The organism is Streptomyces sp. SAS_270, from assembly GCF_052543295.1.
Map to the genome: position 1 here is coordinate 1 of NZ_JBMNDS010000114.1, position 20,924 is coordinate 20,924.

Genomic DNA, 20,924 nt, shown 5'->3' on the forward strand with positions numbered 1-20,924 from the left:
CGAGGATCCCAGGCCGACCGCGCTGGTCGCAGCCGCCCTCGCCTGCCTGGACGCGGCCGCGAGAGGGTGGGTGGCCGGCGAGGGCGCTGTTCCCCTCGCCGGCCTGCTCGATCAGGCAATGGGCGCGCTGACGGAGTAACCGCCCACCCAAGGCCGGCGACCGGCGCTCACCGACCGGCACGGCGAACCACGGCTGTCCCGTGCCGAGTGGCACGGAGTCTGGGGATGGTCGGCGGGGAGGGAAGGACGCCGGGCACCTGCACTCGGACAAGACCCGGATCATCTACTGCAAGGACGACAGGTGCCGCGCGCTGCCCTCGGTGGTCGTACGGCTGTGGGCGGACACGGACCTGCAGAGGGCCGCCGCCTTGGTCAGCCGCTTCGTGACCGTGGTCGTCCCGCTCCCTGGGGGCACGACGGCTGGATGCCGGTCCCCCATCTCTCACGACCCGTCCAGCTCGTTCCAGCTTCACGTTCCCACCCCACGCCCGGGCCAACATCCGCCTCACCACGTAGGACACGGCCTGAACAGGAGGGCGTGAGGCTCTTCCACCCGCCAGGGCGATCCACACGCCACTCTGGTGCTCGCGGCCGTCCGGGAGTCGCTCTTCGCGCTCACGCGCCGGCATACCGCCGTTGGCGGCGTCCTCCCGTCTGGCCGGTACCGCGCGACGGCCTCATCACTGAGGGAAGGCCGCTGAGCGCCGTACTTGCGGGAGTGTGCTTGCGGGCATGGCGCGTGCTGCCGCTCCCGTCTCCCGGGCCGGGTGGTGTCACCTGCTGTTGTCGCGTTCGGGTCCGGGATGAGCGTGGGAGCGGAAGGTGCGGCGGTAGGTGTCCGGGGGGACGCCGACAGTCCGGTGGAAGTGTCGGCGCAGGGTGGTGGAGGTACCCATGCCGGTGGTGGTGGCGATGGTGTCGATGGTGTCGTCGGTGGTCTCCAGGAGTTCCTGGGCGTGGCGGATGCGTTGGGCGTGGAGCCACTGCAGTGGCGTGGTGCCGGTGAGTGATTTGAAGTGGCGGCCCAGGTGGCGCGAGCTCATCTGAGCCTGCCGGGCCAGGTCCTCCACAGTCAGCGGCTCGTTCAGGCGTTGGAGGATCCAGGGGAAGAGCTCGGCGAGGGGGTGGTTGCCGGGCTCGGGAACGGGGGTGGAGATGAACTGGGCCTGCCCGCCGTCGCGGTGTGGTGGAACGACCAGCCGGCGGGCGATCTTGTTGGCATTCGCCGAGCCGTGGTCGAGGCGGACGAGGTGTAGGCAAAGGTCCATGGCGGCGGCTTTGCCGGCGGAGGTGAGCACGTCGCCGTTGTCGACGTAGAGGACGTCCGGGTCGACCGTGACGTCGGGATGGCGTCGGGCGAGTTTCCCGGTGTGACCCCAGTGCGTGGTGGCGCGCTTGCCGTTCAGCAGGCCGGCGGCGGCCAGGACGAATGCTCCTGTGCACAGGGAGACCATGCGTGCGCCCGCCGCGTGAGCCGCGCGCACCGCGTCGAGGAGCTCCGCGGGCGGGTCCACATCCGTGTCTGCCCAGCCGGGGACGATCACGGTGTCGGCGTGCGCAAGGTGGTCGAGTCCGTGGTCCATTTCCAGGCGGTAGCGGTCGATCCGCACGGCGCCCGGACCGCAGAGGGAGAAGTCGTACCAGGGGTTCACGATATGGGTCAGGTCCGAGCCGAACACTTCGATAGCCAGGGACAGTTCGAAATGCAGCATGCCGTCGGTGACGGCCAGTGCGACGGTAGGCATGTCCGAAAGTGTATGACGCATGTCGTTCCAGACGCTCGTGGCAGGTGCTCTTCCTCGTCAGGATGTCCATAACGGATCACAGCAGAGCAACCGCGGATCAGCCGGGAGCAGGGAGCAACTCATGAGGTCGGGCCAGCAGGTGGCGGTTTTCGGCGCGTACGGGCACACCGGCCGGTTCGTCGTGGCGGAGCTGCTCAAGCGCGGGTACGTCCCTGTGCTGAGCGGCCGGGACGCCGACAAGCTGAAGGCGCTGGCGCACGAGGCCGGCCTGGACGCCCGTGTGGCATCGGCCGACGACCCGGCCTCACTCGACCGCGCCCTGGCCGGTACGTCTGCCGTGATCAACTGCGCCGGGCCGTTCGCGTCCACGACGGCCCCCGTCATCGAGGCCGCCTTGCGGGCCCGGATACCGTATCTGGACGTCGCGGCCGAGATCGAGGCCAACCTCGACACCTTCGCGCACTTCGCCGACCTGGCGCACGAAGCAGGAGCGCTCATCATCCCGGCGATGGCCTTCTTCGGCGGTCTGGGCGACCTGCTGGCCACAGCAGCGATGGGCGACTGGAGCGAGGCCGACTCGGCGCACGTCGCCTACGGACTGAGCCACTGGCACCCCACCGCCGGCACGCGCCTGTCCGGCGCGGTTTCCCGGGAGCGGCGCGGCGCCTACCGCCTTCGCTACACCGGCGGCCAGTGGGAGCACCGCACCGATGCCCCGCCCGCCCTGGAATGGTCCTTCCCCGAGCCGATGGGATCACGTCAGGTGATCGGGGAGTTCACCATGGCCGACGTGGTGACCATCCCCAGCCATCTGTCCATCCCGGACGTGACCACGTACATGACGGCCGAGGCGGCCCGCGACGTCGTGTCGCCCGACACGCCCGCACCGGCCGCGGCCGACGAGAGCGGCCGGTCCGTCCAGACCTTCCTCATCGACGCCGTCGTACGCTCGGGCGACACCGAACGACGTGCCGTCGCACGCGGGCAGGACATCTACGCCGTTACCGCGCCCCTCGTCGTGGAAGCCCTCGACCGCGTCCTCAGCGGTCGCACCCACGCGGTCGGCGTCGCCTCCGCGGGCCAGATGTTCGACGCCCCCGACTTCCTGCGCGCACTGTCCCCGCACATCACCCTGGAACTGCATCCGTAAAGGATCGCCGTGTCGGACAGCCCGTGACAGACACCCCCTGAAGGAACCCCGCCATGCCGTACTTCGAGTCCGCCACCGACCGCACCCGCCTCCACTTCGTCGACTACGGCCCCTCGACCGGCCCCGTCATCGTCTTCGTCAACGGCTCCTACTTCGGTACCGAGATGTGGGAGTTCCAGATGTTGCCGCTGGCGGCCGAAGGCTTCCGCTGCGTGGGCTTCGACCGCAGAGGACACGGCAGGTCCGAGGACGTCTGGGACGGCTTCGACCTCGACACCCTCGCCCGGGATCTGGGCTCGCTGCTCGATCACCTGGACCTGCGCGACGTCACCTTGACCGGGCATTCGCTCGGCACGGTCGAGGTGGTCCGCTACCTGACCCTTCGCGGTACCGACCGGGTGGCGCGCGTGGCCCTCGTCGGCGGAATCGCCCCGGGCCCGGCCCGCTCCACGGACCACCCGCAGGGACTGGACCCGGAACTGATCCGCGGATTCAACGAGACCTTCCGGCAGGACCGGGCAAAGTTCTTCGCCGACGGCGCCAACGCGTTCTTCGCCCGCCATCTGCCCGGCCCACAGGTGTCGGACGCGTACGTGGCGTACATGGTGGACCGCTGCCACGGGGCAACGGCGCGCGCCGCCAACGCCCTTGGGGACATCCTGCCCTCCCTGAACCTCGTCCCGGAGCTGGTGAAGATCGATTGCCCGGTCCTCGTCATCCATGGATCGGACGACGCCTCCGCACCCCTTGCCCTCACGGGCCGCCGCACAGCGGACTTGATCCCGGGGGCGGAGTTGCACGTGTACGAGGACGCGGGACACGGACTGTTCGCGACCCACGCGGACCGCCTCAACGACGACCTGCGCGCCTTCGCCTCCGCCCGCGCCTGACGGTTGAGCCCGCGCCCCCGGTGGTGCGTGGGCTTCCGCCCCACCTTGCCACCAAGGCGCTCATCTGGACGGTATGTGCACAAGGACCACCACCCAGACACCCCGAACCAAAGGGAGTTGCACCACCATGACCGTCCAGTCCACCCGCGCCGCCCTGACCATCGACGGCCGCACCCTGTCGTACCTCGACTTCGGCGGAACCGGCCGCCCCCTGGTGACTCTGCACGGCCACCTCTCCGAGGGGGCATCCTTCACCGCCCTCGCTGCCGCCCTCGGACCCGAGTGGCGGGTGATCGCCCCCGACCAGCGCGGCCACGGCGACTCGGACCGCGCCCCCGAATACACTCGCGCCGGCTACATCGCCGACCTCCTCGCCCTCCTCGACCACCTCGGTATCGACCGTGCGGTCTTCCTGGGCCACTCCCTCGGCGCGTTCAACGCCTTCCACCTGGCCGCCGAACGCCCAGAACTGGTCGAGGCCCTGATCAGCGTCGACACTGCCGTCGACCTCCCCGAGCACGGCACCAGCCCCCTCGCCTTCGTCCTCAACTTCCCTTACACCGCAGCCACCCGCGAGGAACTGGCCGCCTCCTGCGGACCCCTGGCCGCCGCCCTTGGCCCCCTGCTGCGACCCCTGCCCGGCGGCTCCGGCTGGCGGCTGCCCTTCCACCCGCAGGACACCGTCGCCTCCGAGAACCTCGTCCACGGCAACCACTGGAAGCAATGGCTCGCCACCGACTGCCCAGCGCTCCTGATCCACGGGCAGCGCAGCCAAGTCCTGCCCGCCGAGCAGGCCCAGGCCATGTGCTCCAAACGCCCCGACACGACCTACCGCTCCCTGGACACCGACCACTTCGTCCAGCAGGCCGACCCCGAGGGCTTCGCCACCGTGGTCCGGGCGTTCCTCGCGGGCATCTGACCCACCCTCATCACCGCTGGCCCGGAGCCGGAAGCGACGCCCGGCTCCTACCGCCTCACGACACAGAGGTATGGGCCGATCCGCCTGGCCCGCGCGGCGTGGTCATCCGCTCGCCGACCCAGGGTTCGTCAGAGGTAGGCGACCACGCTCCCCGGTCGGGCTCCCCGACATTCGCTCCCGGTCACCAGCCCTTGCGAGAGCTACTCGGCCACGGACGGCCAGTCGCCCGTCACCGGCGGGTTGTTGGAGCACTGCGGCGCCGACATGGACTGAGCGGCGCCCACCGCACCTGAGGACAGGCCACAACCATCCGCGTAACACCAGGCGAACGGGCTCCGCAGCGCCGCGTCCGCGGCCCCGCAGGGACTGGCGAAAGCCGGTATCCAGCCCACATGTTGCCGCCCTCGCCCCTGACGCTCTCAGTCGCCGCCACCGGAGCGCCGCGGGCAGGCGGGGCACCCCTTTGGCCCAGGATTCCACAGCCCGCGTCACCCGCGTCCCGGATCCTGGACACCTCAGCCGGAGTGGATCGGATCCACAGTCACTCTTGCATATCATGTGCAAGTGCATAACTACCGCATCAAGACGGCCGCACCCTCGGACCTGGGCGAAGCGCGAGCGGTGATGCTGGACACCGTCTACCGCGACTTCGGCACCGGGTACGTGCCGCGTTGGCACGCCGACATCGTCGACCCGGAGTCCTTCTATCTCACCCCGCCCCGGCACACACTGCTGGTCGCGGTGGACGAGCACGACGGGACCGTGGCCGCCACGGCCGCCCTCGACGCGCGCGGACCGGCGCATCCGCCGAACCCGGAGTGGCTGGCCACGCGGTATCCCTCGGGCGAGACCGCCCAGTTGCGGCGGGTGTACGTGCGCCCGGAGCACCGTCGGCGCGGACTGGCCCGGCGGCTGGTGGACGAACTCCTGGACTTCGCGCGGGCCGACTGCGGCTACCGGGTCGCGTACCTGCACACATACCCGAACTCGCCCGGCGCGATGGGGCTGTGGCGGACGCTCGGCAAGATCGTCTGCGACGAGCGGGAGGAGGTGCCCGGCGGCGGCAGCGGCGTCGTGCACTTCGAGATCCCTTTTGCTAAATGAAAATGATATTCATATGATGTCGGCCGAAGTCGACCGCAGGCCCCGGAAAGACAGAACGAGGACCATGAGATCTCCCCGCCCACGCCTGATAGCCGGGCTGCTGCTCGCACCCCTGCTCTCCGGGTGTTTCTCCTCCTCCGGCGACGACTCGTCCTCGGACTCCTCCGGCTCCGGCGGGCGCCTGAGCGTCGCACTCGCCTTCCCGCCCGCGGAGAACTACTCCCCCTACGGCCAGGACGCCTTCGCCCTCTCCCGGCTCGGAGTCGCCGAGGGACTGACCCGGCTCGACGCCAACGGCACCGCGGTGCCGGCCCTGGCGGAGTCGTGGAGCAGCGAACAGGGCGGCAGGAGCTGGCTGTTCACGCTGCGGGACGCGAAGTTCCAGGACGGCACCGACGTCACCGCCAACGCCGTCGCGGCAGCGCTCACCCACGCCTCCGAGGCCGACCCGGCCCCCGCCGCGATCTCCGATGTGAAGCTGACCGCCCAGGCCGTCGGCGACGACCGGGTCAAGGTCGCCACCGCCACCGCCGACCCCGTCCTCCCCCTGCGGCTGACCAACCCCAGCCTCGCCGTGTTCTCCCCGAAGGCATACGGCAAGGACGGCAAGGCGAACCCCGTCGGCACCGCGACCGGACCCTTCGAACTCACCAAGATCACCGGGGATACGTCGGCCACCCTCGACCGCTTCGACGACTACTGGGGCGGCCGTGCCCAGGCGTCCGGCATCGACGCCAGGTTCGTCTCCGACGGCACCGCCCGCGCCAACGCCATGCGCACCGGTGACGTGGACATCGCGGAGTCGATCCCCGTCGCCCAGGTCGCCTCCCTGAACAAGGCGACCGTCCACAAGGTCAACACCGCGCGGAACACCAGCCTTTACCTCAACACCCAGAAGGGCGTCTTCAAGGACGCCGGGCTGCGCGCCGCCGCCCGTGAGGCGATCGACACCTCCGCCGTTGCCAAGGGCGTGTTCGAGGGATACGCCGAGCCCGCCCAGGGTCTCTACGGCCCCGCCCTGACCTGGGCCTCCGGCAAGCGAACCGAGCCGACCGGGCGGGCCGAGGCCGCCAGCCCCAAGGGCAAGAGCATCACCATCGCCACCTACAACGACCGGCCCGAACTGCCCGAGACCGCCCAGGTGCTCCAACAGCAGCTTCAGAAGGCCGGGTTCACGGTGAAGCTGGAAGTGCGCGCCTACGCACGGCTCGAAAGCGACCTGCTGGCCAAGAAGTTCGACGCGTCCGTGGTCTCCCGCAACATGATGCTCGACACCGGCGACCCGGTCACCGTCCTCGCCAGCGACTACACCTGCGACGGCTCCTACAACCTGTCCTTCCTGTGCGACAAGGACGTGGACCGGCTGGTCACAGCCGCCGGGACCGAGTCCGACCCGGGCAGGCGGCAGGACGCCGCGATGAAGGCCGAGGCCGCGATCCTCGGCACCGACGCGGTGATCCCGCTGGTGCACCTGAAGGTCGTCACGGGCATCGGCACGTCCGTCGAGGGAGCTCTTCTCGACCCTTACGAGCGGGCGTTCGTCGGCACCGGGACCCGACGCTGACCGCGCCCCCGGCCCGGCTCGCCGCCGCCCTGCGTGCCCTCGCGCGGGGCGGCGTCCCCACGCTGCTGTGGCGGGCGGGTCTCACGGCCGCTCTCGTCTGCGCGATCGGTCTGCTGCCCTGGCTCGCGCACACCGACCCCGCGCTGACCGTACTCAAGGCCCGATCCGCCGAGCGCACCCCGGCCCCCGAGACACTGCGCGCCATCAGGGACCAACTCGGCCTCGGCGACGGCCCGTTGCACCTGCTCGCGCAGTGGCTGGGCGGGCTCCTGCACGGGGACGCAGGCCGGTCCTGGGTGTCGGACACCGAGGTGCTCCCCGCCGTCGCACAGGCCCTCGGGGCCTCCCTGCTGCTGATGGCCGGTGCCGTCGTCGTCGCCGTGCTTACCGCCACAGCCGTGTGCGCCCGTACGCTCCGGCTCGGCGCGCGGCGTCGGCTCGGCGCGCGCGGGCCCGGCGGCACCGGGTCGGCGGTGCTGGCGGCGCTGCCCGAGTTCCTCGTCGCCTCCGTGCTGGCATCCGTCATCGGAGTCCAACTGGAATGGCTGCCGGCGCTCGGCTGGTACGGCCCGCAGTGGATGATCCTTCCCGCCCTCGCCCTCGGCCTGCCCGCGGGGGCCGTCCTCGGACGGATGCTGGACGATCTACTGCCCGCCGCCTTCGCCGAACCCTGGGCACTGGCCGCCGCCGCCCGCGGCGTACCGCCGAAGTCCGTGGCCCGGCAGGCGCTGCGCCGCTGCGTGCCCGGACTGCTGCCCAACCTGGGCCTGTTCGTGGTCGGCCTGACCGGCGGATCGGTCGCCGTCGAGCAGATCTTCGACATCCCCGGCCTCGGACGGCTCACCCTGCGCGCCTCCCTCGCCCAGGACCTGCCCGTCCTGCAGAGCGGCACGCTCGCGCTCGTCGCCCTCGCGGCGCTGGTCGCCCTGTTGGCCCGGCTCGGCGTGCGACGGCTGATCGGGCCCGCGCTCCGCGACGGCGCCCTGCACTCCCTACACCGGCCGACCCCGCCCGCACCCCGGGTCGTCTCCCTCGTGTACCTGCTGCTACTCGCCGCCGTCATCGCCTTCGGCCTGCCCCGCGACCCGCTCGCGCTGGACACCACCGCCCGCCTCCAAACCCCTTCCGCCGCACACCCGTTCGGCACCGACGCCCTCGGGCGTGACGTGCTCGCGCGGATCGCGCACGGAGCCCTCACCACGCTCGGCACCGCCCTCGCGGTGAGCGCAGCCGCCCTGCTGACCGGGGTGCTCCTGGGCCTACTGCCCCGGCTGTCCGGTCCGCTGGTCGACACCGTCAACGCCGTACCGCCCATGCTGGCCGCACTCCTGGTTACCGGCATCGCGGGCAGCGGACCGTGGACGCCGGCGCTCGCGGTGGCCGTCGTGGCCTGGTCACCCCTGGCCACTCACACCGCCTCCCTGCTACGGCAGGAACGCGCCACCCTGCACTTGACCGCGACCCGCGCACTCGGCGCCGGACCCTGGTATCTGCTCCGGCACGAACTGCTCCCCGCCGTCTTGCCGCCCGTCGTCCGGCACGCACTGCTCCGGCTGCCCGGCATCGCCCTGAGCCTGGCCGCGCTCGGCTTCCTCGGCCTGGGCGCCCAGCCCCCGTCCCCCGAGTGGGGCCTGCTGCTCGCCGAGAACCAGCCCTACGTCGAACGCGCCCCCTGGGCCGTCCTCGCCCCCGCCGCCGCTCTCGCCCTCCTCGGCGCGCTGGCCGTCACGGCGGCAGGCGGAGCACGCCTCCCCCGGCGGAGGCGGACACCCACGCCACCGCCCGCCAAGCCCGGCCCAGCGCAGCCGCCGGCCACACCCGGGCAACCCCACCCCGCCAGACCCGTCGCCCTCACCACCCCCACGGACACCGCATGACAGAACCCGCCGCCGACAGCCCCACGCACCCGGTCACCCCCGCCGCGAAACGCCCGCGCGAGCGCACCTGGAAGCACCTCTCCCCGCTCCTGCACCTGCTGATCCTGACCCAACTCGCCTTCAACATCGGCTTCTACGCCGTGCTGCCCTTCCTCGCCGAGCACCTCGGCACCGCCATCGGCATGGCGGGCTGGCTGGTCGGGTTCGTCCTCGGCCTGCGCACCTTCAGCCAGCAGGGCCTGTTCGTGATCGGCGGCTGGCTCGTCGACCGGTACGGCGTACGCCCCGTCGTCCTCCTCGGCTGCGCGCTGCGCATCGCCGGGTTCGCCTGGCTCGGATACGCGCAGGCCCCCTGGGCCGTGATCTGCTCGGTGCTCCTCATCGGCTTCGCTGCCGCACTGTTCTCCCCCGCCGTGGAGTCCGAGGTGGCCCGGCAGGCGGTGGTGTGGGAGGAGAACGGCCACGGCCCCCGCACCCGGGTACTGGCCCTGTTCTCCGCCGCCGGCCAGGCCGGAGCCTTCGTCGGCCCGCTGCTCGGCGGTCTGCTGCTCGCCATGGACTTCCGCACGGCGTGCCTCGCCGGAGCCGGGGTCTTCGTGCTCGTCCTCGCCGGACACGCGTGGCTGATGCCCCAGCACATCCCCGGCCGCGAGCGGGTCCTGGACCCGGGCGGTGTACGCGGGCTCCTGCGCAACCGCGCCTTCCTCGCCCTGTGCTGCGCCTACGGCAGCTACCTGCTCGCCTACAACCAGCTCTACCTCGCCCTCCCGGACGAGGTGGAACGGGCCACCGGCTCCCAGACAGCCCTGTCCTGGCTGTTCGCCCTGTCCTCCCTGCTGGTCGTGTGCGCCCAACTCCCGGTCACCCGCTGGTCGGGCGACCGGCTCGACCTGCGCCGCTCCATGACCGGCGGGCTGCTCCTGGTCGCGGCCGGGTTCGCGGTCGTGGCGGCGGCGCGCCCGGCGGGCTGGACCGGCCTCGCCGGGCTGCTGCCGGCCGCCGGGTACGTCGTCCTGCTCACCGTCGGCCAGATGCTCCTCGTGCCCGCCGCCCGCGCCTGGGTACCCGAGCTCGCCGAGGGGGGCCGCATCGGCCTCTACACCGGTGCCCTCTCCTCCATCTCCGGCCTGATCGTCCTCGTCGGCAGCTCGGCCACCGGCTTCCTCCTCGACCTCGGCGTGCCGCCCGCGGTGCCCTGGCTGGTCCTGGCCGCCGTACCGGCCTTGGCGGTCACGCTGCTGCCCCGACCGACGAGGGTTCGAAGCCGCGAACAAGCTGCCTGACACCCCATCAGAATAAGCGTCAATCATCACCCATGTCCCCTCGTCCCGCGCGCTGTCACAGTCTCTTCGGCAGTGCACCGGCGCGTCCCGCTCTATCGACGGGCACACTGCGTGACCGATACATCTCTACGCCGAGCAGCCGAGATCACGGTCAGCGCCTGTCATCTGGAGGCTCTCCCTGGGGAGAATCCGGGGAGTACGAGCCCCTCTAGGGGAGCGCACGGGGAGAATGGGCCGCGTAACGCGGCATGGCCATGAAAGGCCCTCAAAGACTCATCCGTGCAGGTCAGAGACATCAATGATGGCATCACCGCAGGTCAGGGCGGTCGGGTAGACGACTTCGAGACGCTTCTCAGCAACAGGGACGAGGCCTGCCTCCGCGTCGAACCCGAGCGGGGTCAGGCCGGGTCGACGAATATGTCCAGCGCGAGATCGCCCTCGAAGCCGGCCGGGCTGTAGGCGGTCAGGTCGGTGATGCCTTCGTCGAGCAGGACCTCGTCGTCGATGAACAGGTGGGCGGTGCACTTGCGTGCGTCGCGGGTGAGGACGGCGTAGGCGGCGTCAGCCATGATCTGCGGGCTACGGGCTTGTTGGGCGCCGCCGACCACGTTGCGTACGGCGGCGGTGTCGATCAGGGTGCGCGGCCACAGCGAGTTGGCGGCGATGCCGTCGGCGGCGAGCTCCTCGGCGAGCCCGAGGGTGCACAGACTCATGCCGTACTTCGACAGCGTGTAGCCGAGGTGCTTGCCCATCCAGTGCGGCGCGAGGTTCAGCGGCGGGGAGAGGGTGAGGATGTGCGGGTTCTCCGCCTCGCGCAGGTGCGGGATCGCGGCCTTGCTGAGCAGGAATGTGCCCCGTGTGTTGATGTCCTGCATCAGGTCGTAGCGCTTCATCTCCAGTTGCTCTGTCGACGACAGGTCGATCGCGCTGGCGTTGTTCACCACGATGTCGATGCCACCGAAGGCAGTGACCGCGGCGTTGACGGCGGTGCGTACGTCGTCCTCGTTGCGGACGTCGCCGACGACGGCCAGCCCCTTGCCGCCCGCGCGCTCGACCTCGTCGACCGCGGTGTGGACGGTGCCTTCGAGCTTGGGGTGCGGTACGGCGGTCTTGGCGAGCATCACCACGTTCGCACCGTCGCGGGCGGCGCGCAGGGCGATGGCGAGTCCGATGCCGCGGCTGCCTCCCGACATCAGGACGGTCTTGCCGGCCAGCGTTCGTGTCATGGTCGAACCTCCAAAATCGATCGAGGAACTAATCATATGCAGTGCGAATGATATCGTCCACGTATGACTTCCACTCCCGTACGCCAGAGCGACCGGCTCTACCACGAGCTCCTCGCCCCCAAAGAGACCCAGTCCGTCCGCGCCGCCGTTCGCCGGATCGCGGAGCAGGAAGTGGCTCCGCACGCCGCGACGATCGCGAACGGCGACGAGCGCACGGACGGCTTCCCCCGGCAGGTGTTCGACGCGCTCGCATCGGCGGGGGTCTTCCGGATCCCCTTCCCCGGCGAGGTCGGCGGCGACGGCCTGACCAACCCGGCCACCGCCACCGCCGCGGCGATCGAGGAACTGGCCTACTACTCCAGCAGCGTCGCGGCCGTCTTCGACGTCCACTGCATCCTGGCGGGCAACGCCCTGCGGCAGGGCACCGAGAAGCAGCAGCAGCGCTGGCTGCCCAAGATCGCGCAGGGCTCGGTGGTCGGTGCGTTCGCCACCACCGAGCCGGACGCCTCCAGCGACCTGTCTCCGCAGGCCGTCCGGACCGAGGCTGTACGCACCGAGGCCGGCTGGGTGCTGAACGGCCACAAGCGGTGGATCTCCAACTCGCCCGTGGCCGGGTTCGTCGTGGTTCTCGCCCGCACCGGCGAGCGGCTGAGCATGTTCATCGTCGACACAGCGCTTCCGGGCGTTCAAGTCGGCCTAGCGGACCGCAAGATGGGCAACCGCGGCCAGCTCACCGCGGACATCCGCTTCACGGACGTACACCTGTCCGACGACGACCTCCTCGGTGGGGCCGAGGGACACGGACTGCGCCACGCGCTGTCGACACTGACCTACGGCCGGATCGGCATCGCGGCCGCCGGGGTCGGCATGGCGCAGGCCGCCTTCGACCACACCGTGGCCCACCTGTCGACGCGGCACGCCTTCGGCAAGCCGGTGGCCGCCAACCAGCACTGGCAGTTCTTGCTCGCCGAGCGGGCCACCGAGATCGACAACGCCCGCACCCTCGTCACCAAGGCCGCCCTGCGCCTGGACGCCGGCAACCCGTCCCCGGAACCCGAGGCCGCGATGGCGAAGTACTACGCCACCAAGCTGTCGGTGGACATGGCACGCGACGCCGTCCAGGCGTTCGGAGGCCTCGGCTTCGCGCGCGAGCTGGGTGCCGACGGCAGTCCCGGTCCCGTCGAGGCGATCTACCGGGACAGCAAGATCGGCGAGATATACGAGGGGACCAACGAGATCCAGAAGTGGGTCATCGCCCGGCAGATCTTCGGCCGGACCATCGTCGGCTGACGGCGCCGCGCATTCCCTGCCCGCGAGCCCCGCTTCTGCACACCGGGATTCCTGCCCCGGCTCGGCCACCCCGGGCCGTCTCGTACGATGGACCCAGACGATACGCAGGGCTAACCATGGGCGGGTTAAACGATGTCCGAGACTCCGCTGGTACCGGGGACAGTGGCCGAACACACCATCTGCCTGCTGGTCAAGCTCGGGCAGGTGGCGTTCAGGATCGCCGAAGACGGCCTCAGCGGTGCCGGCCTGCGTGTGCGCCACTACAGCGTGCTGCAGGCCCTGGCGGACAACGGGGCCATGCCGCAGCTGGCGCTCGGCTCGTTCCTGCGCATCGACCCGGCGACGATGGTGACGAGTCTCGACGACCTGGAGCGGGCCGGATACGCGGAGCGGACACGCGATCCGCAGGACCGGCGCCGCTACGCCGTCGACATCACCGACGACGGGCGCAGGGTTCTGGCCGACCTCAACCGCACACTCGTCGGCCTCGACAGCGAAATCCTCACCGACCTGGGCAGCACTGAACAGCACTCGCTGCACGCCCTGCTGGGCAGCCTCGCCGAGAGCCCCGCCTTCACCTCCATGTTCGACGCCGTCCGCGAGCAGAACAGCGCAAGAAAGGCTTGACGGCCGTAGGAGGTCTCCACAGTCCGGGGCGATATGACCTGGTTGTGATGGCCGACACCGCTGCACGCGACAGGGGGGCTCCCGCCCAAGCACGGCAGCCGGTGGCGCCCCGAGCCCGTCCGCCGACGCACCGTCCAACTGCCGCGCCGCCCCGCTGCCGTCTCCGAAAGACCCGGCGGGCTACCGACTCCAACGCCCTCTGCGGGAAGGGGAACGCGGCGCGTGCGGCGGATGACCATGGACTCGAGACGCTGCGACATCCCCGGACTCTCGCTCAACCGACCGGCCTCGTGCTCGCCTCCCTCACAGTCACATGCCCCCGGACCGTCCGGGCTGCGAGTACGTGCTCATCTCCGAGTGCTGATTCAGTCTTCTGCGCTCACCGCCTCGACCAGCGCGACCATGGCCTCGACCGCCTCACTGTCCTCGAGTCCTTGTTCTCGGCACAGTGAGTGCCATGTGGTGAAGGCCGCCGCGTGTCCGATCGCTGCGCGCCGGATCCGATCGTTGTCCCCCACTGACGCACCCACCAGAACTTCGACGTACCGCCGGTTCGTTTCCTCCCACGCCTGCCGGATCGGCTCCGGGACGGCATGCTGATCTCGGACGCCCAGCGTCAGCATCTGCTCGCCGCCGCGGTAGTAGCGGTAGAGGTCGGTAAGCCCGATCCGCACCCGCCCGTCGGGATCCTCGCCAGCGGCCCATTCCTCCGGCCGGGGCAGCGTCTGCTGCGACAGCCAGTGTCCGGTGCACGCCGCGAACAGCGCCGACTCATCGGGGAAATGCCGGTAGACGGTCAGCCGGGTCACTCCTGCACGCTCGGCGATCGCCGCGATGCTGGTCGCCGCGGGGCCGGTGGTGCCGTGCAGGTACACGGCGGCTTCGACGATGCGCTGCCGGGTGCGACCGACGTCCTCGGCGCGCTTGCGCATCTCGTAGCCCCGCGATTTGGATGAACGATGCTGTTCACTCAACTTGACGCCTCGTGATCCGGGGTGGACACTTTTAGCAAAACACCAGTGTATCTCGAAATCGATCAGAGGAGTGATCGCCATGACCGAGGAACTGGTCCCTCCGCTCACGGTCGTCCGCCCCGGCGAGGGCGCCGAGGGCTTCCTCGGTTCCATCGGGGTGGTCTTCAAGCTCTGGGGTGCCGATACCAACGGCGCCTTGTCCGTCGTCGAGCACCCGTTCCCGGTCGGCGCGCTGGTGCCGCCACACCTGCACACCCGCGAGGACGAGTACTCGATCGTCACCGAAGGCGACATCGGCTTCCGCTCCGGCGACCGCGAAGCCGTGCTGGGCCCCGGCGGCTACATCACCAAGCCGCGCGGCGAGCTGCACGCCATGTGGAACGCCGGCCCGGTCCCTGCTCGCATGATCGAGATCATCAGCCCGGCCGGCTTCGAGAACTGCTTCCGCGAGATGGCCGAGATGCTCGCCGACGGCCCGCCGCCGTCCGCAGACGCGATTCCGGCACTCGTGGCCAAGTACGGACTCGAATTCGGCCAGCCAGAGTGGCTGCCGGACGTAATCTCGCGGTTCGGGCTGACGCCGCCGCCGGGAGCGTAAACCCACAACCCGCTGACCAGCCAGAACACCACCGCCCGGAGAAACGCCCTCCAGGCCGCCGCACCCATGCCCGCGCAGGCCAGACCCCCTGATTCAGCACGCCAGACCGCTGAACTACGCGGAACGCGAGCTTCACCAAAGCCGACTATCTGACCCACAGTTGCCTACTGCCGCGCCCCACGTGACCGCCGCACCCCCAGGCTGACGACCATGAGGCATCCGCCACCGGCCACAGCGTGACGATTCGCTTCCTGCAGCTGCCAACGACCCCTTCGCCCGCCTCCGGAGGCGTCTGCCTTCACCGTCACCAGCACCACCGTCGCCGAGGGCTCCGCCTGGCGCGCCGAGCAGTACTCCGACGCCCTCTGCGTGCCCGGCGGCAAGGACGTCTCCCCGCAACTGTCCTGGAGCGGAACCCCCGAGGGCACCAAGAGCTACGCCGTCACGGTGTCGCCCCCCGGGGCGCCACGGCTGAAGCGCCACCCCCTTGCAGTCGGCTCGTGGTTGCCCCTTGCGTGATCAGCGACGAGCCTCCATTATCAGGAATCCTGATACTTTAAGTTTGCAGCGATGGGGTCCCGTCATGTCATTCAGGCCCAGAATCCAAGCCAGAGCGGTCCAGCTGTTGCTCGGCCGAATGATGAGCCGCGTGCACAAGGATCTGCGCTTCACCGACATCCAGAAGCGCACGGAATCCATCCGGGTGGAGACCGGCGCCGGACCGGTGACGTGCACCGTCTACCGCCCGTCGGCCGACGCCGCAGCCCCTGCCCCCGTGTACGTCAACTTCCACGGCGGCGGGTTCGTGATCGCCCGCCCCCAGCAAGACGACCACATCTGCCGCTACATAGCCGCCACTGCCGGCTGCGTGGTGATCAACGTGGACTACGCCGTCGCCCCGCAGCGGCCGTACCCCGTACCCGTCACCCAGGCGTACGACGTCACCGCCTGGGTGGCCGAGAACGGCACCGCCAACAACTGGGACGGTTCGCGAATCGCCGTGGGCGGACACAGCGCCGGGGCCAACCTGACCGCCGCGGTCTGCCGCACCGCTCGGGACCGCGGCACCTTCTCGCCCCGCCTCCAGATCATCGACTCGGCACCGCTCGACCAGGTCGCCGACCCGGCCATCAAACAGTCACTCATCGCCAAGCCTCTGCTCACCCCTCAGCTCATGCGGGTCTTCACCGTCGCCTACGTGCCGGATCGCGCCGACCTCGCCCATCCGCTGGTGTCGCCCGGACTGGCCGACGACCTCGCCGGGCTGCCGCCTGCTCTGGTCATCACCGCGGAGAACGACCGCCTGCGCGACGAGGGCGATGCGTACGCCAAGGCCCTGGAAGCTGCCGGCGTTCCGGTCACCCACCGTTGCTTCGAGGGTGTCGACCACTACTTCACCCACACCGGCCCGGTACCGGCCGGGAAGGAAGCCATCGACCTGATGGCCACCACCCTGCGCACGGCACTCACCACCTGACCGCTGACAGGGGCCGACAGTCCTTGTGGCAACACGCTGGCCTGGTGACACCTCTCGCGCTTCGGCTCACCCCACCAGCAAGATCACGTCTCCGGCTGGAGTACCAGCCGCAGTCGGAGGAATTCGTTCGCTGTCCAAGGTGATCGCTTCTAACCTGCGTCACGTGATGACGGCTGAAGACGTGTTGTCTGTCCTGGCTTCGCTGCGACGGGTAGAGGTAGAAGTCTGGCTCGGCGGAGGATGGGGAATTGACGCTCTGATCGGCGAACAGACCCGACGTCACCGCGACTTGGACCTCATGCATCGGCAAGAACAGGAGGCCGCCGTGGGTGCAGCTCTCGCCGAGGCAGGCTTCGAGGAGAGCCTGAGCTGGAGGCCCATCCGATTCGTGGTCACGACGCCGGACGGCCGAGAGATCGACCTTCACCCCCTCGTCTTCGCCGACGACGGCTCGGCGGTGCAGGCGTCACTCGAACCGGAGCGTCCCTTTGTCTATCCCCCCTCATGCTTCGTGACCGGCACCATCAAGGGAACGCCTGTCCCGTGTCTGTCCGCCGAACAGCAGGTCTACTTCCACCAGGGATACGAACCCACGGACCGCGATCGACACGACATGACTCAACTCCGGCGCGTCTTCGGGATCGCCACCCACTTCTGAGGAGCAACGCCAAGCCGCCGCGCCATTTCGGCGGGCAGGTGGCTGTAGTCTCGCCAGCGCGGGGCGGCGAACAGGCCGGTGAGAACGATGATTTCGGGGTGGGCGGCTACTGCGACCCGAGCTCTTGAGGGACGGCGGGGATCACCGAACGGGTCCTCGCCCAGTACATCGAGCCGACAGTTCCACCGCGACTGAAGGCCGGACTCGTTGGCGAACCACCAGCCGCCGGGGGCATCGCTATAGGCCAGCGCGGAGGAGTGCTTCCAAAGGTGGTCGCGACAGTCCGTTGTGTTCTCCCGGCACCGAGATGACCTCAACGAGATCCTGGTCCACGTCGGCCTGCGGGTGAACGAAGACAGCGCCGGGTGGCAAGTGGACCCGATCGCGAGCTTCCTGATCCAAGGTGCTCGACCTACCTCACCTGCGCAAACGTGGTCGTCACCGCTGCTGGAGCGGCCCGCTGCCGCAGCAGCTCCGGCATTGCCGTGACGGCGTCCCCGGCTGCGAATCAAGGAGACGGTTGCAACCGCCACTTGGCCGCAGCTGTACGAGAACAGGGCCGGCACCGTTGTCAGTGCCGGATGACACCATGCGGCCATGAGTAGCGAGTCTTTCAACTGGCCCGACTTCCTGGGACGTTGGCAGGAGGAGTGGGTTCCGCGCGCTGACGAGGGCAAGGTCAGAGGGCAGATAGCTGTCTCTCTGGGCGGGTCCGGGGCGCGCGAGGAGGCGATCACCGCGGCCGAGGAGCGGCTGGGGCGGCGGCTTCCGCCCTCGTACCGGAAGTTCCTGGCCGTGAGCGACGGGTGGCACGTGGACCAGACAGCCGGGGTCTATCAGCTCGGCGGCGCCGCGGACATCGACTGGTTCCAGGACCCGTACGACATGACCCCGCTGTACGAGCAGAACCTGGGCGACAACCCGCGCGAAGAGGACGTCCTGCTGGCCGGAATGTGGCGACGGGCGCTGCGGCTGGAGACGGACTCGGACATGTCGTACGCCCTGCTAGACCCGGGCGACAGCGACCAGGTCGGCGAGTGGGCTCTCTACGTCTACAAGGGCTGGAGCGGTGAATTTCCTGACCGTTACCCGTCGTTTCGCGCGTATATGGAGGCCATGTACCGCGGCTTCCACGCCGACCGGGTGGAGAGACCCGACTTCGAGAACGCGACCACGCGCGCCCAGGACGCCCGGGTGGAGGAGGCCCGCCTGCTCGCCCTGCGCGGGCAGTACGAGGAGGCCCTGCCCCTGCTGGAGGAGGCACGGTCCTTCGGACGCCCACAGAGCGCCGTCCTGCTGAATCAGCTCCGGCATCTGCAGGCCCCGCGCAGCTCCCATGGATACGCCAACCTGGTGGCCGACCCGCGCTACGTACCCGAGATTCTGCCCGTGGAGGCCATGGGGCCGGCACGCGGCGAATGGCGGTTGGGCGGGGACGACCACTGGCTCGGGATGATGACCGCCCGCGGGGCCACCCGGAAGACCGTCGAGGACGTACTGAGCGCGATGCGGGACGGCACCCATCGCTACGCGCCTCCCGGTCCATGGGGCCGGGCCGTCGCCGAGGCCCGGGAGTTGGCCCACTGGGGGGAGACCGACGCGGCGTGGCGGGCGCTGCGGGACGCGCTCCCGCTGTGGGAGGCACCCGGGCCCTTGCTGATCGCCCCGATCGGCCTGCTCGCCGATCCGGTCCTCGGCCCGCTGATCACCCCCGAGCGTGGACGGGAGATCCTCGCGACCCCGCGGGCCGGAGAGACGGGGCCCGCTCCCGAGCCGGGGCCCGATCTCGACCCGCCGGGCCTCGCCTGGCTGACGGAGCCTGCGGCGAACCGGCAGCCGCACGACGGATACCGCTGTGTCTGGGTCGAGGGGGCCGACCCCGATCGCCTGCCCGCCTTGATCGGCGAGGAAGGCGCCGAGCTGAGCGCGCCCACGGATCCGCGCATGGCCTCGTTGCGGGCACCCAAGCCCCACGAGCGGGAGGGCGTGGAACTCTGGGAGGACCGGGCTGTGGTTGCTGTCGGCCGCGCCTCCGAAGCGTGGGCCTTCGCCTTCGACGGTCACTCTGACCATCACTTGAACAGGCTGTTCCAGTCCCCCGCTTCGGCCGCCTCTTTGTCCGGCCGCGCGGTGGTGGTGTGGCGTGACCCGAGGCGTTCGTCTCCCGGTGACCACCCGGCCGCGTTCCACCTCTCGGTGGCCGAACGGGGCGAGGAGCTCTACGCGTTCACCGTGCGGGGTTCAACGATCCAGCGTTTCGGCGCGATACCCGAGGCCCTGGATCCCGCACGGCTGTTCCGCCCGGAGGACTCTGAAAAGGACTGCGAACTACGCGTGTTGGATGCCCTGCACTCCGAACTCGGACTCTCCCTCCCCCGCTTCGCGCTGACCCAAGGCAGGCTCCCCACTTTCACCACCCGATCCTGGACCCGGGCGCCGCGCACGGGCGAGGGGTTCGCCTATGCCTACTTCGTGCGGCATCGGCCCTGAGTTCTCGCAGGCCCGCACCCTCCGAGGAAGGCGGGCCCGCCGGCGTGTCCTCCCTTGTGGTGTCCGTCCGCAGGTCGGTTGTTGTATGAGTGGGAAATCCACCGAGCAGGTATGGGATCACCGCCGAGCACGGGGTGGCGGCTTTCAGGGTTCGGGCTTCGGGCAAGATTCTTGTGGAGTGGTGACAGCGTGTGATCCTGATCTGATCTCACCCGCCGTAGAACTCGCCGTCGTCACCCTGTACCCGGGCCTTCAATGCGACTGCGACCTGGCGCATCTTGCCGATCAAGATGTCACTGGGGTTCTTGGCTCTGATCTCGCCGGAGTCCCAGTGCATTGCAGTGCCCATTCGATTCTCGGGCGGGTGCGTGATCATCTCGGCGCTCCACTGCGGTGGTTCGTTCCAGCCCGGCGGCGGCGGAACCATCTCGAGGGCCGGATCCGCCTCCACCACGGCCGCCCATTCCGCTGTGGTGATCTCTGGTCCCTCTTCGTCCCACCAGTCGTCACGGCGAGTGATGTGAAGGTCGTAGCCCATGCGCTGGAACGGTAGACGATGCCGCTGACAAGCAGCGAACAGCTGCTTCCTTGACGCCGTCATGCGAGGGGGACCCGCTTGCGTAGCAGTGGGAGTCCGGCCCGGTTGAACATCTGCCGCTTTAGGGTCTTGAGCCTGTTGACGTGCCCCTCGACCCTGCCAGGTCTGTGGTCCAGAGTCAGGCCGGCCGGCACCGCGGCGAGGTCCTGGCGCAGGAACCTTGCGAGCTCTTGGTCGATGGCGGCGCGGTTCGTTCGGCCTGGCGGATCCAGTCCTCCAGCAGGAAGCTGCGGCGATGGCGTCGGACTGGTGCCGAAACCCGGCAGGCATCGCCAGCAGCTCGCGGTTGGTGAGCAGCTTGTCGGCCAGCGTGGACACCAGCATCTCGATCCGCGGGTCATCCGGATCCTAGGAGCCGGCTCGGCCTCGGGACCCGGCACCACCGAAGACGCTTCACCGTCCGGCCTTGATGGCGTGAACTTCAGCCAGACCATGAACAGGTCCGTTCGAGACC

General features: G+C 69.8%; 17 protein-coding genes and 1 pseudogene. 14 read left to right on the top strand and 4 right to left on the bottom strand.

Features of this window, described 5'->3' with window-relative positions; genetic code table 11:
* Positions 1 to 773: 773 nt before the first annotated feature.
* A complete protein-coding gene (locus ACN6LB_RS42250) occupies positions 774 to 1,745 on the bottom strand; it encodes a helix-turn-helix domain-containing protein (protein ID WP_445030529.1) in 972 nt (323 codons plus the stop codon).
* Positions 1,746 to 1,866: 121 nt separating this feature from the next.
* Here ACN6LB_RS42250 and ACN6LB_RS42255 point away from each other — a divergent pair, with 121 nt between their 5' ends.
* The 7 genes from ACN6LB_RS42255 to ACN6LB_RS42285 all read left to right on the top strand — a co-directional run bounded on the left by ACN6LB_RS42255 (position 1,867) and on the right by ACN6LB_RS42285 (position 10,532).
* Positions 1,867 to 2,895: a saccharopine dehydrogenase family protein gene (locus tag ACN6LB_RS42255; RefSeq protein ID WP_445030530.1), complete on the top strand. Its 1,029-nt coding sequence runs from the start codon at positions 1,867 to 1,869 to the stop codon at positions 2,893 to 2,895.
* Between the two features lie 53 nt (positions 2,896 to 2,948).
* On the top strand, positions 2,949 to 3,785 hold the full coding sequence (locus tag ACN6LB_RS42260; RefSeq protein WP_445030531.1) for an alpha/beta fold hydrolase: 837 nt from the start codon (positions 2,949 to 2,951) through the stop codon (positions 3,783 to 3,785).
* Between the two features lie 127 nt (positions 3,786 to 3,912).
* Positions 3,913 to 4,704 carry an alpha/beta fold hydrolase gene (locus tag ACN6LB_RS42265; protein WP_445030532.1) on the top strand — a complete coding sequence of 264 codons (792 nt, stop codon included), beginning with the start codon at positions 3,913 to 3,915 and terminating at the stop codon, positions 4,702 to 4,704.
* 564 nt (positions 4,705 to 5,268) lie between these two features.
* Entirely contained in the window at positions 5,269 to 5,808 is a 540-nt protein-coding gene (locus ACN6LB_RS42270; RefSeq protein ID WP_445030533.1) for a GNAT family N-acetyltransferase, read from the top strand.
* Positions 5,809 to 5,872: 64 nt separating this feature from the next.
* Positions 5,873 to 7,372, top strand: a complete 1,500-nt coding sequence (locus ACN6LB_RS42275) for an ABC transporter substrate-binding protein (RefSeq protein ID WP_445030534.1) — start codon at positions 5,873 to 5,875, stop codon at positions 7,370 to 7,372.
* Between the two features lie 62 nt (positions 7,373 to 7,434).
* Complete coding sequence (locus ACN6LB_RS42280) at positions 7,435 to 9,249, top strand: ABC transporter permease subunit (protein ID WP_445030548.1); 1,815 nt, start codon at positions 7,435 to 7,437, stop codon at positions 9,247 to 9,249.
* Complete coding sequence (locus ACN6LB_RS42285; RefSeq protein WP_445030535.1) at positions 9,246 to 10,532, top strand: MDR family MFS transporter; 1,287 nt, start codon at positions 9,246 to 9,248, stop codon at positions 10,530 to 10,532. The genes ACN6LB_RS42280 and ACN6LB_RS42285 overlap by 4 nt, the downstream gene beginning before the upstream one ends.
* A gap of 398 nt (positions 10,533 to 10,930) precedes the next feature.
* Here ACN6LB_RS42285 and ACN6LB_RS42290 read toward each other — a convergent pair whose 3' ends face one another.
* Entirely contained in the window at positions 10,931 to 11,758 is an 828-nt protein-coding gene (locus ACN6LB_RS42290; protein ID WP_445030536.1) for an SDR family oxidoreductase, read from the bottom strand.
* Positions 11,759 to 11,821: 63 nt separating this feature from the next.
* Here ACN6LB_RS42290 and ACN6LB_RS42295 point away from each other — a divergent pair, with 63 nt between their 5' ends.
* Both ACN6LB_RS42295 and ACN6LB_RS42300 read left to right on the top strand, forming a co-directional pair.
* Complete coding sequence (locus ACN6LB_RS42295) at positions 11,822 to 13,048, top strand: acyl-CoA dehydrogenase family protein (RefSeq protein WP_445030537.1); 1,227 nt, start codon at positions 11,822 to 11,824, stop codon at positions 13,046 to 13,048.
* Between the two features lie 132 nt (positions 13,049 to 13,180).
* The gene (locus tag ACN6LB_RS42300) at positions 13,181 to 13,675 is read left to right on the top strand and encodes a MarR family winged helix-turn-helix transcriptional regulator (RefSeq protein WP_445030538.1); all 495 of its coding nucleotides are present in this window, start codon (positions 13,181 to 13,183) and stop codon (positions 13,673 to 13,675) included.
* A 365-nt stretch (positions 13,676 to 14,040) separates the two neighbouring features.
* Here the strand turns inward: ACN6LB_RS42300 and ACN6LB_RS42305 are convergent, their stop codons facing one another.
* A complete protein-coding gene (locus ACN6LB_RS42305) occupies positions 14,041 to 14,730 on the bottom strand; it encodes a TetR/AcrR family transcriptional regulator (RefSeq protein WP_445030539.1) in 690 nt (229 codons plus the stop codon).
* Between ACN6LB_RS42305 and ACN6LB_RS42310 the strand changes: the two genes are divergently transcribed.
* From ACN6LB_RS42310 to ACN6LB_RS42330, 5 genes and pseudogenes are all read left to right on the top strand, one after another.
* Positions 14,729 to 15,247: a cupin domain-containing protein gene (locus tag ACN6LB_RS42310; protein WP_445030540.1), complete on the top strand. Its 519-nt coding sequence runs from the start codon at positions 14,729 to 14,731 to the stop codon at positions 15,245 to 15,247. The two genes, ACN6LB_RS42305 and ACN6LB_RS42310, sit on opposite strands and share 2 nt — an antisense overlap.
* A 217-nt stretch (positions 15,248 to 15,464) precedes the next feature.
* A pseudogene (locus tag ACN6LB_RS42315) lies at positions 15,465 to 15,715 on the top strand (hypothetical protein); the annotation flags it as partial.
* Between the two features lie 172 nt (positions 15,716 to 15,887).
* Positions 15,888 to 16,724, top strand: a complete 837-nt coding sequence (locus ACN6LB_RS42320) for an alpha/beta hydrolase (protein WP_445030549.1) — start codon at positions 15,888 to 15,890, stop codon at positions 16,722 to 16,724.
* Positions 16,725 to 16,890: 166 nt separating this feature from the next.
* A complete protein-coding gene (locus ACN6LB_RS42325) occupies positions 16,891 to 17,382 on the top strand; it encodes a nucleotidyltransferase domain-containing protein (protein ID WP_445030550.1) in 492 nt (163 codons plus the stop codon).
* 597 nt (positions 17,383 to 17,979) lie between these two features.
* Positions 17,980 to 19,872 carry an SMI1/KNR4 family protein gene (locus tag ACN6LB_RS42330; RefSeq protein WP_445030541.1) on the top strand — a complete coding sequence of 631 codons (1,893 nt, stop codon included), beginning with the start codon at positions 17,980 to 17,982 and terminating at the stop codon, positions 19,870 to 19,872.
* 208 nt (positions 19,873 to 20,080) lie between these two features.
* On the opposite strand, the gene ACN6LB_RS42335 is transcribed toward ACN6LB_RS42330, so the two are convergent.
* A complete protein-coding gene (locus ACN6LB_RS42335; RefSeq protein WP_445030542.1) occupies positions 20,081 to 20,410 on the bottom strand; it encodes a hypothetical protein in 330 nt (109 codons plus the stop codon).
* Between the last annotated feature and the right edge of the window lie 514 nt (positions 20,411 to 20,924).